This window comes from Paenibacillus castaneae, assembly GCF_002884445.1.
Taxonomy (GTDB): Bacteria; Bacillota; Bacilli; order Paenibacillales; family Paenibacillaceae; genus Pristimantibacillus; species Pristimantibacillus castaneae.
In genome coordinates, this window is record NZ_KZ614144.1 from 2,038,369 (window position 1) to 2,053,064 (window position 14,696).

The following is a 14,696-nucleotide window of genomic DNA, read 5'->3' on the forward strand; positions in this document are numbered from 1 at the left end:
AGGAGGAGACAAGCATTATGAATGAATTCCATGGAACACTTAGAATTCATACACAGCGTAGAGGCGCAGCTTTGGGAGACTTATTCGGCATATTTTTCGAGGATTTGAATCATGCGGCTGATGGCGGACTCTATGCGGAGCTTATTCGCAACCGTTCCTTCGAATTCGATCCGATCGACCATCCTGACTTTCACGCTTTGACGGCTTGGGAGAAAGTCGAACGCGGCCAAGGGAAAGGCGAATTGACGATTGAAGACAAGCTGCCTATGAATGAACGAAACAAACACTATGCTGTTATTGAGATTTTGTCGGAAGGCGATGGCGTAGGAATACTAAACACGGGTTTCAATTCGGGCATTCCTATACACAAAGGGGAAGCTTATAAATTGTTCTTCTATGCAAAACGCAATTCGAGCTTTCAAGAGCCGGTACAAATTGCGATAGAAAGTAAGGATGGAATCGTATATGGCGAAGCAGCCGTTATAGTTGACTCTGCTGATTGGACCAAGTACGAGGCGGTCATTGTCGCGAATGAAACGGATTATAGCAGCCGGCTAACGATCCTAACTTGCGGCTCGGGGAAGCTTTATCTCGATATGGTTTCCTTGTTCCCCACCCAAACTTTTCGAGCGCGTCCTAACGGGATGAGGGAAGATATCGCAACACTTCTTGCTGACTTAAAACCCAAATTCATGCGCTTTCCTGGCGGTTGCTTGGTACATGACGGTTCGTTGAATCCGGATGACCGAAACTCGATGTATCGATGGAAAAATACAATTGGCCCAATCGAGCAAAGACCCGCACGGCGAAACAATTGGCGGTACAATCAGACGCTTGGCTTAGGTTATTATGAATATTTTCTCTTCTGCGAGGATATCGGAGCAAAACCGATCCCGATTCTGCCGGGCGGCTATGATCCCCATCATAAGCGAATCGTTCCTATTCAGGAGCTATCGCCATGGATAGAGGATGCGCTCGATTTAATTGAGTTTGCTAACGGCGATTGTTCAACCAAATGGGGATCGGTACGTACCGAATTGGGCCATCCAGAACCGTTCGGCCTGGAGTATATCGGCATCGGAAACGAAGAAGTGGGCGAGCCGTTTTTCGAGAGATATACTTATTTCCACAGAGCGATCAAGGCGAAATATCCGGATATGAAAATCATTAATTCGAGCGGTCCGTTCGCTGCAGGCGGAGAATACGAGCGAGGCTGGCAATCAGCCAAGGAGAACCATTCGGATTTCGTAGACGAGCATTATTACCAATCGCCAGAATGGTTTCTGGCGAACTATGACCGCTACGACCATTTCAAAGCCGACGAACCAAAAGTGTTTTTGGGGGAATATGCATCTTGGGGCAATACGTACTATAATGCACTCGCAGAAGCGGCTTTTATGACAGGCTTGGAAAGAAATGCTCATGCAGTGGGACTCGCCTGCTATGCGCCGATGCTCTGCAACGTCGATTATGTGAACTGGAAGCCGGATCTCATTTGGTTCAACAATCATGCGGTTTTCGGTACGCCGAACTATTATGTGCAGCAGATGTTCATGCATCATCAAGGCGATCAGCTATTAAGTGTCGAAGCAAACGGATTCTCACGGAGCCCCAAGCAGGCGCCAGTACCAATCAAAGGCGCTTTTGTATTAGCAACAGACGCTAGTTCCGTCCACTATTCGGATGCCAAACTCGTAAATAACGATACGGGCGAAGTCATAGCCTTTGATGGATGGTCCGCGAGCCTATCCGATTCCGATGAAGAACGCTTGAACGGAACGGCAAAACGGTCGACGCCGCTGGGTGAAACCGGATGGGCAAACTATACTTTGTATGTAAAGGCAACAAAAATAAGCGGTCCAAGAGGTTTCGTCGTTTACTTTGGGAAAGATGATGAAAACAATCAGTTGTTTTGGGAGATTGGCGGTTGGCAAAACCAGGATTCCATGATCAGCTCCCGAATAAACGGGCGAAATTCATGCTTGACGCAAAGCTTGTTTACCGTGGAATCGGGGATCCAGTATGAGCTGGAGCTCGAAGTATCGGGAAGACGGATTCGCGCTTTTATTAACGGGGGCCTGATACATGATACAGAGGATAAGCTGGCTGTTATTGAGCCGCTCTATTACTCCGCCAGCGTTGAAGATAAGACTGGCGACATTATTGTCAAGGCCGTTAACCTGCAGGAACGGAGAGTTAGCGCTAAGATAGAATTCATGGAATTGCCTAACTCGTCGTATGAAGCAGATATATTTGAGCTGTCTGGCCACGCCCTTGAAGATGAGAATAGCTTTGAGAAGCCTGATCGGATTGTACCAAAGGAAAAATCGATGGCTATAGATGGTCATCGGATTGTTTATGATTTTCCCAAGCACTCCGTTACTGTATTCAGGATAAAGCGAAGCGGTTGAATTTAGATCGAATCTCTGAGAGTCCATCAAGTATTTCTACAAAAAAGGGTACAGTTCAAAGCTCAAAGACCTGAGGGATACCTCTTCGTAAAACTTCGATAACTACTGGCGGAATAGAGCTATAAACTAGCTCTATTCCACAAATCTAGCTTACTTTTGGAGAAATAGAGCTGAAAATTAGCTCTATTTCTCCAAAAAAGTAGCAGATACGAGCTCTCTCTGTTCACGATTCACCGAGCAGCGCTTTAAACGGTCGATTTCCGCAGCATCAAGAATGATAAAACCGCGTATATGGCAGTCAAAGGCATTGTCCATAAAGCAAGCCCGAAAGCGGTGTGACTTGCGAACCAATTAAAAATGCTGCCCCACCATTGGTTATACGTGATCATAAAACCACATATGCTGCAGATCACGAGCCCAACAGCGGTCAAAATATACATACCGCTCCGTCCAAACCGCCTGAATATGCTGGATGTGAGAAAACCTAGAAAAAACAAATGCATCATAGCCATCATATAGATCCACACCTGTTCGATGGCTGTTCCATCATTCACATACGGCAGGTGAAAATAATGCAATTTAAGACCCCATCCATCTGTCGTCTTGCTTTCAATGAATGACAGTAGGAAAAGTGCGATACTGGAGGCGGTGCTTATAATAGCAGCCATTATTGCTGTTCCCCAGAAGTAATCCGTTCTTCGTACACTAAGGCCCAGTGCGAAAGGAAACGTCTGTACTAAAGAAATGATGCCAACGAAAAGCATGAAAAAGAAAATAGATGCTATACCGCCAGTATAGATCGGTTCGTCGACAAAATAAGCGATGGCGATATTAATAAGGAAACTGGGCAGCAAAATGATCCAAGGCATGAAAACCCATAGCCCTTTGATCCTGTAGTGCATTCTCAACACGCCTGCTATACGGTTCAATGCATGGTCACTTCCTTTCTTGCAGATTTTCCATTTGTAAGATGGATGATCAGCTGCTGTAAAGACACAGGAGCAATCTCCAGTCCGAGCATTTCAGCATGTAATCGATCCTTTTGCTCCAAATTGCCCATAACGGTAGCGGATACTAAGCTGCCGAACGGCTCGCGAGAAATAACATTTCTCCCTGAGATGAAATCCTCGACCTTTGAAGATGGACCTACAATTGTAATTGCCTGCCCGCGGAGTGCTTCAGCATCCTCATTGATAAGCAGCCTGCCATTGTCGATAACAAGCACATGCTCCAAGAGCTGACTCACCTCATCAATCAAATGGGTAGACAATACAACGGTCCGCGGATGTTCGGAGTAATCCTCGATCAAACGATTGTAGAACAAGCTTCTGGACACGGCGTCAAGTCCCAAATAGGGCTCGTCGAATATGGTCAGCGGAGCACGGCTTGCGAGACCGATAACAATTCCGACAGCAGAGAGCATTCCTCGGGACAGCTTCTTTAATCTTCTTTTTAATGGCAGATTAAAGTCGTTAATTAAAGAGAAGGCAAAATCTCGATCCCAATTCGAGAATAGTGATGCTGATACTTCCAGCACGTCGATAATTCGGAATGTGTCCGGATACTTCTGGCTTTCCTTAATGAAACAGATCTGAGTCAGCACACGGTTATTCTCATAGGGATGTTCCCCAAACACCTTCAACTTGCCGCTTGTAGCAAACAATTGTGCAGTGATCATATGCATAATGGTCGTTTTCCCCGCACCGTTTCTGCCGAGCAATCCGTATATTTTGTTCGCATCCAAAGAAAAACTGATATCGTTGACCGCTGTTACGTTTCCGTACGATTTGGTAATTTTATTAAACTCAACAACTGTGCTCATTATTCTTTAGCCCCTCTCCGAATCATATCCGTCAATTGCTCCGACGTAATTCCTAATTTGTCTGCTTCACGCATCATGGTTACGACATACTGTTCATAAAACTGTTCTTTTCTCTTTTCCATCAATATCGCGCGCGCTCCTGCAGCCACAAACATACCGATTCCTCGCTTTTTGTACAATATTCCTTGGTCAACGAGTAAATTAACGCCTTTCGCAGCCGTTGCCGGATTGATCTGATAGAAAACGGCAAACTGATTGGTTGAAGGGACCTGCGATTCCTCAAGCAGCCCTTCTTCGATAATGTCGTTTTCTATTCGTTCAGCAATTTGCATAAATATTGGCCGATTGTCGTCAATTAAAAGTCCCATGTTATCACCACCATGTTCATTGGTTAGTTAGTTATGTAATTAACCATATATCCAATGCACTGGTTTGTCAATGGTTTCAAATCTTTTGTGGAGGCAGTGTCAAAAAAATGATTATATGCGAGCCTATTTATGGTATTTTATTCCCAGTAAAATGATTTACTGGAATCACCTTTTTTGCATGTTTAGTGACATACCGTTATAATGTAGTATTAAACACCTAAGAAGCTTTGGTTATACGATCAATCATAGACCGCGACCTTGGTGCAAGGGCGGTCTTTTTTTTTGCGTTTTTCAAGCTGTAAGACAGTAATACGTTTGATTTTATAGGAGGAAATGGTTAGATGCTGAAAGCTTATGCTTGGCTTACTTTTTGTGTAGTGGTATGGGGCAGTAATTTTGTGTTTGGAAAAATATTAGTTCAGCATTTCTCACCATCCCTGTTAACATCACTGAGACTTTTATTTATTGTCATCTTTTTAGCTGGATTGTCGTCTTATAAGAAAAATTTCAAAAAAATAAACAAAACAGATTTCCTTTTCATTTTATTGCTTGGAGTTATTGGCGTGTTTATAAACCAATGGTCCTTTTTTGCGGGCTTACAAACTGCCGATCCGACGACGTCTGCGTTAATTTTGGCGACAACACCTATATTAACGGGTTTCTTAGCAGCTGTTTTCTTGAAAGAAAAATTGACGGTACGTATGCTGTTAGGATCTCTAGTGGCCATTATAGGTATTTATTTCGTTGTGGCAAAAGGGAGCTTTTCCTCTATCCAAGTTGATAAAGGACTAATGTGGATTGTTGTGACAATGATTACATTCGCCATCATGATTATTATGACCAGGGTGCTCTCACAAAGAATGGATCCGCTCACGATTACTTTGTATTCAAATGTAGTTGGATTTACGGTGTCGATTCCAGCTGCTTTTTCACTAGACAAATCCATACGAATAAGCACTGATATTTCCCATTGGGCTCTCTTAATCGGAACTGCGGTTGTTGTACACGGTATAGCGGCACTTATTTGGAATAGCAACATCCGACATGTTGATGCTTCAAAGGCATCCATGCTTTCTAATTTAGAGCCTTTTGTAGCCATGATTATGGGATTGCTATTACTATTCAAGCCGATCGCTGGAGTAGAAATATTAGGCTCCCTGTTTATTGTAGGCGGAGTAATCTTATCCACGTATCAACGTAAAAAAGCGGTACAGGTAAACGGATCGTAATACTGTTCAGGCTGAATGTACAGAAGGCGGCAAACGGAAAGGGGATGCCTCAAATAGCCAAAGATCTGAGACATCCCCCGTATTTAACAAAAATCTGATAAGTTTTAGTGGAATAGAGCTAGAAACTAGCTCTATTCCACTGACTTAGCATATTTTTGGGGAAATAGAGCTAAAAATTAGCTCTATTTCCAAGAAAATGAGCAAAAAAGAGCTCATATGATAAAAGATGAGCGGAATAGAGCTAAAAACTAGCTCTATTCCACCAATTTAGCTTGCTTACGGAAAAATAGAGCTAGAAACTAGCTCTATTTCCAAAAAAACTTGCGGATATGAGCTCATACGAATAGATAGTGCGAGGTTTATGACCTTTTGAAACAGCCCCCCTGATTTAATGGAGCGTATTCGTACCTAAATCCAGCTCATCATTGTGACGAAACAATTTTTGATTTTTTCCAGTCTTCATGTTGTTTTTGTACTCTATTCCATAAGTCATCCTTTTCATGTATTGAATAATTCACTAGATGCTCGTTGAATATATCCCCTAATACTTCAAACCACTGTGATTTTGTGTTTATTTCTGTCTTCTCTATTCCGCTGAATTCCCGTTTGCTCCATACACAACCTCGAAGCTCATTACTTCCTGCAGCATGCCTCTGTCTTATAAGAAATAAGTTAATCCAAGGCGAATCCGCAGATCGACTATAATATTCATGGTTAGATTTAAACGCTTCAATGCTTTCCACAATCTCAGGGGCGAAATCCACTCCGACGAATGAAGCGAGCGGGTCGTGTTCAAGGCGCCAACCATTTCGGGCTACATTAGAATCAACTACTTTATATGTAAAAGGCCCTTGTTCATAATCGCCTGCAAGAAGCGGCAGTGGTGCATATGGCATATCCCCTAATCCAACATCAACGATCCATCTTTCTTCTTCTTGCCTTTCATTCGTTATGCTGACTGTTAACCCAAGGTGAAAGGAATTGATGCGAGGCTCTTGATTAAGCGGCTGGACGCCGGCTCTGTGCATGGATACCTTGTAGCCTAAAGAACGAAGAAGCTCGCTGAACGCACCGTTCAGGTGAAAGCAATAACCGCTTCTACGGTTTGAAATTAGGTGTACAGATTCACTGACATCAATAGAAGCTGGACTCCCAGCAAAAATATCGATCGTTTGCCACGTAACATTTTCCACATGTGCTTTATGAAGTTCAAAAAGATAAGAGAGGCTGGGAGGCTGTATTTCCGTAATGCCTATTCGTTTTAAATATGCTTTAATCTCCGTGTTCGTCAACATCTGCGCTTAGGCCACCTCTGTCATTTATTTGGTTTAGCATCTGCAATGATTATAGAGGATTCGGCCAAATGATACACCTGGATTATTTTTGAAATAAGGGTTCCTTTTACGGAAAAAAAGTGTATAATATTTGATATATATCAAGTGATATGCATCAAATGAAATGCATCCGCTGAAGGAGTACAAAATGGCACCTAAATCAAAGTTCACTAAGGAACAAATTATCGATGCAGCTTTCGATATCGCAAGAACAGAAGGAATTGATGGCATTACGATCAGAAAGGTTGCGGAAAGGCTGGGGAGTTCTATTGCTCCGATTTATGTAAATTTTAAAGAGGTAGATGAATTGGTACAAGAGGTGATCCAAAAGACTTTTGCGATTAGCAAACAGCTGTTAATGGAACAGAATTCTGGTCATCCGTTTCATGATATTGGTGTCGCAAGCTTGCGATTCGCTAAGGAATATAGTGTTTTGTACCGGGACCTGGTCATGAAGGAAAACGAATACTTGAACAGTCAAGATGATGAAATGGCTATCCTGGTCGAACTGATGAGAAGGGACCCCGATCTCGAGGGACTAACAGAAGGGGAACTCATGACCCTATTATTAAAAATGAAAATTTTCCAGACGGGGCTTTGTGTCATGGTAGCCAATGGATTGCTTCCAGTCGAATTTGATGAGGAAAAGATGATGCACCTATTAAATAGCACGGCCATGGATATTATAGGCGCTGCACAAATACGCAAGGCAGGAAACGTGGCAGGATCAAATCAGGATAAAGAAGCGGGAGGCTTAACATGAAAGAGAAAATCGTTATTATTACAGGAGCAAATTCGGGAATAGGCAAGGCGGCAGCACAGAAATTTGCGTCAGAGGGATATCATATTATTATGGCTTGTCGAAATATGAATGTTAGTAAAGTTGTACAAAATGAAATCATTGAATCTTCAAATAATCCAAATGTAGATTTGATGGAGCTTGATGTTTCTTCATTCGATTCTATCCGTCAATTTTGCTCCAATTTCAAAACGAAATACCCGCGTTTAGACATTTTGATTCATAACGCGGCTTATTTAAACCATGGTGAGAAACAATATAAGCTTAGCCCTCAGCAAATCGAAATGACTTTTGCAACGAACACATTCGGTCCTTATTTGATGACTTATTTGTTGGAGGATCATCTCGAGAAATCGTCAGATCCAAGAATACTTCACGCTTGCACAACCAACATTAAACATTTCTTCGATCCGAAGAGGAAGATCGAATTCGATAATTTGCGTGGCGAATGGCGTGATAAGCGGCAGTTTAGCGTTTATAAGATGTATGGAGACTCCAAAATGGCGTTATTAATGTTAAACTTCAAAATGGCAGAGCAATTTAAAAGCCAAGGGAAAAAAATTAAAGTTAATGCTCTCCAAATTAATCGTGTAAAGCTATCCAAAGAAACGATTCAAAAAATGAGTTCCTTTTGGAAGGTGCTGGCATGGGCTCAAAATCTAATCAACCCATTGCCAACAGGTATGGCTGATAACTATTTCCATATTTGCACCTCGGATGAATACCAAACTGTTACAGGGCAGCTGTTCAACCATAAGAGAGAAATTACTCGGCCTTCTGTAAACGAAAAGGGCTTCTCTCAATTGAAGAACATATTCGGTTCGAGTTATTATCCGAGCTATGCGACTGATGTTCATAATGTTGAAAAACTGTGGAATTTGAGCTCCGCGCTGATTGACGAATAAATGTGGGGAGCTATTATTTATTTATCCAATAAGTGATTGATGGTTGTTTTTTATAATTAGTTGATTTGTGAACCGTTTTAATTGATTTGTCATAGACCAGCACGATATAAACAACGTCCAATATAAAGATCAGAATATACATGATCATTAATAAAATCGAGTGCGGATAGAGTGAGTAACAGAGGATGGAGGCACATAAAGTACCTACCATTTTGTAGTAGGCAATAGATAGTGATTGGCCTCGGAGTTCCTTGGTCAGCAGCATTTTTATAAAGAGAATGGACATCAATAGATTGATGCCAAAGGCTGAATAAATGCCATATTTATCATGAAATTCAAGAGACATTCCATAATGCAGCAGAAGTGCTATAACAAGCAAGGAGAATACGGAAGCGAGAAGCGTCCTTCTGGGATATAAGCTTTTGGAATAGAAGAGAAATTGGAGCAAAATGATGCAGTCTAACAGAAACCATACTAAGGTTACGATTTGCTGAAGGGGATGAAACGGCATAATAAACGTAAATAGAAATTCCCACGTTATGTTTGCGCATATGGAGGCGGGCGGCATTCCGCAGGCTTGATCCTTAAACCCCTTGTAAATAACGAGAATATAAACAATAGTCCATAATAGGGCTACCCCAAACATCAGAAGAAACTCTACTTTTAATGGTAATAAGTGTTCCATAGCGGCAATCGTATCCTTTCGAATAAATTTAGTCCAACAAGAATATGCACTAGGCTTGTCTATGTATATGAAGCCAGCACTATGTGTAGACCATAGGTTTATATCATTTCAAAAACCCTGCGAAGCTCGGAAGTTCACGCTGAGCATCTAATTTAATTGACCAGCTGAGTGGGCAAATAACGTCCATTACGCAACGATGTGTCAGGCAGAGCGGAGCTGCTTAATTGACAATTGCTTGAAAGTTAGGCAATCTTCCCAATGTTTAATGTGGATGGTGAAGCTTGAAGGTGCGAGAGCGATGCTGACAACTAGCGAAGGGATGATGCCCATTTGCGACCACCAGTTGAGTCGCCTCGCACCAATCTAACGGACATGAGAGCCGTTATATCAGAATTTTAGAGGCATTTTGGAGTTTAACGGACACCAGAGCCGTTATATGAGCCTAAATAGCTGATAATCCCTGCATTTATTGCAAATAACGGATCTGATGTCCGTAACTGGAAAAATTAGCGGCGAATTCAGCAAATAGAGGCTTCTATGTCCGTAACGCACACTGTCAATAATGCTACGCACACCGAAAACAACTTAAACTACAGTCTTTAAGAGCGAAGCTTGAAGGTGCGAGAGCGATGCTGCCCATTTGCCACTTCCAGGATTTGCAGTTCAACCAGCTTATGCAGAATACGTCTAGCATGGCGGTCGCTTACTCTGAGATGGAGCGCAAGCTCCACAGGGGTTAACGGCCGCAGCAAGCGCCGTGCTAATCTTAATGTCTCCGCTTCTAGACACATTAGCTGTGAAGGTACATCCGACGAGACGAACTTCCCGATAAACGCGAGAACGAGCTGCTGGCATTGCTGCGGTTCATCCGTAACAGAGAGATAGGCTATCGGCAGAAACATCCAACCATCAAGCGCCAATAAGCAATGTCTCCTGCAGAGGTCCTTGAATCGCCTCACATCAAGATCTCTAGCATGAGGCCCATATCCCTGAATCTCAATCCCTCCTTTAACGCCACCTGGCATATAGGCAAGGTCCAAATAACGATAGCCATTGTTGAAATCGCGCACTTCCCATTCGGGCAGCAGATGATCGAAGTGACCAACAGCGGGAAACCATACTGAACGTAGAAATTCGACCGTTCCATGACCTAGCCCTTTTTGAAGCAACTCCCTTCTTCTAATATTCTTCTCTGAATCTATATTTGCTTGTAACCATTCGTCATACTTTTGCTCAAATAGAGACACTCTAACCGACTCCTCCCGACAAAATAAAACGCCGCTCTCATACAATCAAACCCGTTGCGGGAATGGTCGTATGAAAGCGGCGTGTTCTTCACGTCCTATGCTGTGAGTATAACGTCAACTGCTCATTTCATCAATAGTCACACTCAAGTCAAATACCACGTACTGAATCCTCCTTATCGAGTCATACTTAAGCAACAAAGCCGTAAATCTCCTTTGAGCAAAAACATCCTCGATTCTTAACCAGTAGAACAAGAAAATGCTATTTGTATCTATCAAGATCATGTAAAATAAAGTGATAAATAATATGATCAAGGAGCGGGCTATTGAAAAGAAGAATGATAAAAATAGTGAAGCTCATTACAATAGCTATTGTTCTATTTATTATGGTCGGGTTAGTTTTTCCCACATGGACACCTCGAATTAATGGTAACAACAGCATAAGCACATTAAAGCAAATCCAAATCAATGGCACAGGGCATGAAGTGATGATCAGGGGAGCGGATAAGCGCAATCCGATTGTAATTTTTGTACATGGCGGCCCAGGCTGTTCTGAGATTCCGTATGTGAGGAAATACCAGAAATGGCTTGAGAACCATTTCACAATTGTTCATTATGATCAGCGAGGGAGTGGGAAATCCTATCATTTCACTGAGGACTACTCCAATCTATCAACGGATTTGCTCGTAGATGACTTGCTGGCATTAACAGACTATGTTAGAGAAAAGTTTGACCAAGAGAAGGTTTTGCTAATCGGTCATTCATTTGGTACATATATAGGGATGCAAGCCGCTGCTAAAGCACCAGACAAATTTGCTGCTTATATAGGAATCGGACAGGTTTCCGACCATGTGAAGAGCGAACTGGATAGTTTGGAGTATTCCATAGACCAAGCAGAGCTAGCAGGCAACCTAAAAGATGTGAAAAAACTTGAACAACTTCGAGGTTCGATTGAAAATGGAGAAATGCTTACACCTAGAAATCTAGTACGCAAATATGGCGGAGCAGCAAGATTAATAAATGATAATATGGATTATTATAAAGGGTTCCTCTTGAATCCCGAGTATAATTTGCTGGATGTGGTTCGCTTTTTAAAAGGAATCTCGGTGTCGCAGAATGTTTTATTGGCAGAGGAGGCCCATCATAATATTACAACGATCGTCGATAAAATAAATATCCCCTGCTATTTTGTTATGGGGAAATTTGATTATATGACCTCTGTACATGCAGCCAAAGAATATTATGAAGCGCTGGAAGCTCCGGTGAAAAAGTTTGTTCTGTTCGAAAAATCCGCTCATTATCCGCAGTTTGAGGAGAAAGAATTGTTCGCAGAATGGTTGAATACGACTTGGAATCAGCTTTCAGTCCAATAAATCCATTATATTTGTATCGAGCTGGGATTGAGAGGGTGTCTAATCTGAACGAAAAAAGGGCTGCTTATTTAAAAATAACTGTAGCAATGGCGATTGTAGGAAGCTCTGTCGTCATTGGAAAACTTGTCATTGCAAGCTTTCCGATTTTTTTGGCATCTGAGCTGAGGTTTATCATCTCATCCGTTATTCTTGTTCCTTTGTTATTAATGAAGGATCTTTCAAACTTGAATTTCGGGCTATTTTAAAACAAATCGTGCATTGCTCTTATATAAACTGTCATTCTCAATTGGTAATATGATTACAGAGCAAGATATTCTTGTTTAAAAATAGGAGGGGTTATTAATGTTTAAATGGAAGCGCTCTCTGACTGTCTTGATGGCAGCAGCATTAGTAGGGACGCTGGCTGCATGTGGCGGGGGAGAGAAAAATAGTTCAAGTTCCGCAAACACGGCAACAGTAAAAGATGATCAAGCGGTTAAACTGCGGATTATGTGGTGGGGATCCAAGGAACGGCATGAGGCAACATTGGCTGCACTCGATTTGTACACAAAAAATAATCCGAATGTTACATTCGAACCAGAGTATTCGGGTATGGATGGGTATTTGGACAAGCTGTCTACGCAGGCTGCTGCTAATAACGCGCCCGATTTGATCCAATTAGATCCGGGCTGGACTCCGGACTGGGCTGCTCGTAAACAGTTGGCAGTTCTGACGCCTGAAGTTGATTTGAGTAAAATTGATCCTAAATTGCTAGCTGGTGGACAATCTGGCGGCGAGCAATATGCTGTACCGCTTGGTTCCGTTGCTTACGGCATGATTTACGACAAAGCCGCGCTTGAGAAGCTCGGTCTTGGCGCACCTTCTAATGGTTGGTCATGGGACGATTTCTTTGCTTTAGCTAAGGAATCCAAAGCCAAGCTTCAGGACGGACAATATTTCTCGAAAGATTATGCAGGCGATTATTTTGCATATTCCGCTTTTCAATACAGCAAGGGTAAAGGCATGGTTATAACAAGTGACGGCAAATTCAACGTAGACCAAGAGAGCTTTCTAGAGTGGACTACGAAGTTTGGCGAGCTTCGCAAGGAAGGAATTGTTCCTCCGGCTGATATTAACACTTCAGACAAGGAATTTGATCCTCAAATGGATTTAATGGTAGCTGGCAAAATTTTATTCCGTTTAAGTTTCTCCAATAACTTCGGATCATGGGACAGCTTAAAGAATGGAGCTTACGCTCTTGTCACGATGCCTCGTTCGGTAGAAGCAGGTGGCTGGCTTAAACCTTCTATGTATCTAGCAGTTTCCGCTAGCTCCAAAAAAGCAGAAGAAGCTAAGAAATTTATTAACTGGTTCGTAAATGATCCTGAAGCAGCTCAAATTTTGAAAACTGCACGTGGATTACCTGTGAACAAGGATAATGCGGACGCTCTTCAATCCAGCATGAGCGATGTCGATAAAGTCGGTTTGGAGCTTCTGCGCGCTACAGAGACAGACGGACAAACTTGGACAGCTGGCGCAGGCGGCTGGACTAACTATATCGATAAAGATTGGCCGTATGTACGAGATCAGCTTAGCTTCAACAAAATAACACCGGAGCAAGCATACGAGCAATTGCAAACAGCAGCAAAGGCTTACGAAAAATAAGTAATCGAAAAAAGCCCGGAACATTAACTGTTCCGGGTATTACGTTTTCTATCGGAGAGGAGGAGTTTATGATGATACTCATAAAAGACGTTTTAAACACCTTAATGGAACCTGTTAGTCGACTTGAGCATACAGTAGACGGGCTGGAATCCGGAGACCCAGAATCAGAAGTAAGTGGTATGATAACGACATTCATGGCTACACAGGATGTGATTGAACAGGCAATTCGTGCAGGAGCAAATCTCATTATTGCTCACGAGGGAACATTTTACAGCCACCAGGACAAAAAAGGATTAGAAAGAGAAGACTCCGTATATCAGGAGAAACAAAAGCTAATTGAACAATCCGGCATTGCGATATACAGATTCCATGATTATTTGCATCGGTATGAGCCTGACGGGATTATGACTGGCTTAATTAAGGAATTAGAGTGGGAATTACTTGTTACTGAAAATCAACCGACGGCATCTATTTTAACGATACCAACAATGACCGTAAATGATATAGCTGAGCACGTGAAGCAGCGGCTGGGTATTTCATATGTCCGAGTAATTGGAGAGAGGTCGATGCCTTGTTCGCGAATCGGGTTGCTGGCAGGCTATAGAGGGGGAGGAGTAACGTCAATTCCTCTCTTCGAAGAACAAAATGTGGACATGGTCCTTTATGGTGAAGGGCCTGAATGGGAAACTCCGGAATATGTGCGGGATGCAGTGCACCAAGGGAGGAAGAAGGCGCTAATGGTGCTTGGTCATGCTCAAAGTGAAGAGCCTGGAATGAAGCATGTAGCGAATACATTACAGGCTCACTTTCCTTCCATACCGGTTCAATTTATTTCAGGAAAGCATGGCTTCCACATCATTTAATGATTATCCATCAATGAAG

The 14,696-nt window shown here is 42.5% G+C and carries 14 protein-coding genes; 8 read left to right on the top strand and 6 right to left on the bottom strand.

Annotated elements, in window-relative coordinates; translation table 11 throughout:
- The first annotated feature begins 17 nt into the window (after nucleotides 1-17).
- The gene (locus CEF13_RS08700) at nucleotides 18-2,411 is read left to right on the top strand and encodes an alpha-L-arabinofuranosidase C-terminal domain-containing protein (protein ID WP_102710322.1); all 2,394 of its coding nucleotides are present in this window, start codon (nucleotides 18-20) and stop codon (nucleotides 2,409-2,411) included.
- 245 nt (nucleotides 2,412-2,656) lie between these two features.
- Here CEF13_RS08700 and CEF13_RS08705 read toward each other — a convergent pair whose 3' ends face one another.
- Genes CEF13_RS08705 through CEF13_RS08715 form a run of 3 tightly spaced genes read right to left on the bottom strand, consistent with a single transcriptional unit; the run spans nucleotide 2,657 to nucleotide 4,601 of the window.
- Nucleotides 2,657-3,340, bottom strand: coding sequence for a hypothetical protein (locus tag CEF13_RS08705; RefSeq protein ID WP_102710323.1), 684 nt, complete (start codon nucleotides 3,338-3,340; stop codon nucleotides 2,657-2,659).
- Nucleotides 3,337-4,233: an ABC transporter ATP-binding protein gene (locus tag CEF13_RS08710; RefSeq protein WP_208414499.1), complete on the bottom strand. Its 897-nt coding sequence runs from the start codon at nucleotides 4,231-4,233 to the stop codon at nucleotides 3,337-3,339. The genes CEF13_RS08705 and CEF13_RS08710 overlap by 4 nt, the downstream gene beginning before the upstream one ends.
- On the bottom strand, nucleotides 4,233-4,601 hold the full coding sequence (locus CEF13_RS08715) for a GntR family transcriptional regulator (RefSeq protein ID WP_102710325.1): 369 nt from the start codon (nucleotides 4,599-4,601) through the stop codon (nucleotides 4,233-4,235). The genes CEF13_RS08710 and CEF13_RS08715 overlap by 1 nt, the downstream gene beginning before the upstream one ends.
- A gap of 341 nt (nucleotides 4,602-4,942) precedes the next feature.
- Here CEF13_RS08715 and CEF13_RS08720 point away from each other — a divergent pair, with 341 nt between their 5' ends.
- Complete coding sequence (locus CEF13_RS08720) at nucleotides 4,943-5,830, top strand: DMT family transporter (protein ID WP_102710326.1); 888 nt, start codon at nucleotides 4,943-4,945, stop codon at nucleotides 5,828-5,830.
- A 422-nt stretch (nucleotides 5,831-6,252) separates the two neighbouring features.
- Here CEF13_RS08720 and CEF13_RS08725 read toward each other — a convergent pair whose 3' ends face one another.
- Nucleotides 6,253-7,125 carry an arylamine N-acetyltransferase family protein gene (locus CEF13_RS08725; protein WP_102710327.1) on the bottom strand — a complete coding sequence of 291 codons (873 nt, stop codon included), beginning with the start codon at nucleotides 7,123-7,125 and terminating at the stop codon, nucleotides 6,253-6,255.
- A gap of 187 nt (nucleotides 7,126-7,312) precedes the next feature.
- Here CEF13_RS08725 and CEF13_RS08730 point away from each other — a divergent pair, with 187 nt between their 5' ends.
- Both CEF13_RS08730 and CEF13_RS08735 read left to right on the top strand, forming a co-directional pair.
- Nucleotides 7,313-7,927 carry a TetR/AcrR family transcriptional regulator gene (locus tag CEF13_RS08730; RefSeq protein WP_102710328.1) on the top strand — a complete coding sequence of 205 codons (615 nt, stop codon included), beginning with the start codon at nucleotides 7,313-7,315 and terminating at the stop codon, nucleotides 7,925-7,927.
- Nucleotides 7,924-8,868 (top strand): SDR family NAD(P)-dependent oxidoreductase, encoded by a 945-nt coding sequence (locus CEF13_RS08735; RefSeq protein ID WP_102710329.1) that lies wholly within the window; start codon nucleotides 7,924-7,926, stop codon nucleotides 8,866-8,868. The genes CEF13_RS08730 and CEF13_RS08735 overlap by 4 nt, the downstream gene beginning before the upstream one ends.
- Nucleotides 8,869-8,881: 13 nt before the next feature.
- Here CEF13_RS08735 and CEF13_RS08740 read toward each other — a convergent pair whose 3' ends face one another.
- Together CEF13_RS08740 and CEF13_RS08745 are read right to left on the bottom strand one after the other, a co-directional pair.
- Nucleotides 8,882-9,553: a transmembrane-type terpene cyclase gene (locus CEF13_RS08740; RefSeq protein WP_102710330.1), complete on the bottom strand. Its 672-nt coding sequence runs from the start codon at nucleotides 9,551-9,553 to the stop codon at nucleotides 8,882-8,884.
- 599 nt (nucleotides 9,554-10,152) lie between these two features.
- Nucleotides 10,153-10,800, bottom strand: a complete 648-nt coding sequence (locus CEF13_RS08745) for a transcriptional regulator (RefSeq protein WP_102710331.1) — start codon at nucleotides 10,798-10,800, stop codon at nucleotides 10,153-10,155.
- Nucleotides 10,801-11,135: 335 nt separating this feature from the next.
- Here CEF13_RS08745 and CEF13_RS08750 point away from each other — a divergent pair, with 335 nt between their 5' ends.
- The 4 genes from CEF13_RS08750 to CEF13_RS08765 all read left to right on the top strand — a co-directional run bounded on the left by CEF13_RS08750 (nucleotide 11,136) and on the right by CEF13_RS08765 (nucleotide 14,677).
- The gene (locus CEF13_RS08750) at nucleotides 11,136-12,170 is read left to right on the top strand and encodes an alpha/beta fold hydrolase (RefSeq protein ID WP_102716288.1); all 1,035 of its coding nucleotides are present in this window, start codon (nucleotides 11,136-11,138) and stop codon (nucleotides 12,168-12,170) included.
- Between the two features lie 35 nt (nucleotides 12,171-12,205).
- Nucleotides 12,206-12,415 carry a hypothetical protein gene (locus tag CEF13_RS29005; protein ID WP_208414503.1) on the top strand — a complete coding sequence of 70 codons (210 nt, stop codon included), beginning with the start codon at nucleotides 12,206-12,208 and terminating at the stop codon, nucleotides 12,413-12,415.
- Between the two features lie 97 nt (nucleotides 12,416-12,512).
- Nucleotides 12,513-13,814: an ABC transporter substrate-binding protein gene (locus tag CEF13_RS08760; protein WP_102710332.1), complete on the top strand. Its 1,302-nt coding sequence runs from the start codon at nucleotides 12,513-12,515 to the stop codon at nucleotides 13,812-13,814.
- Between the two features lie 68 nt (nucleotides 13,815-13,882).
- Nucleotides 13,883-14,677, top strand: coding sequence for a Nif3-like dinuclear metal center hexameric protein (locus CEF13_RS08765; RefSeq protein ID WP_102710333.1), 795 nt, complete (start codon nucleotides 13,883-13,885; stop codon nucleotides 14,675-14,677).
- Nucleotides 14,678-14,696: the final 19 nt, after the last annotated feature.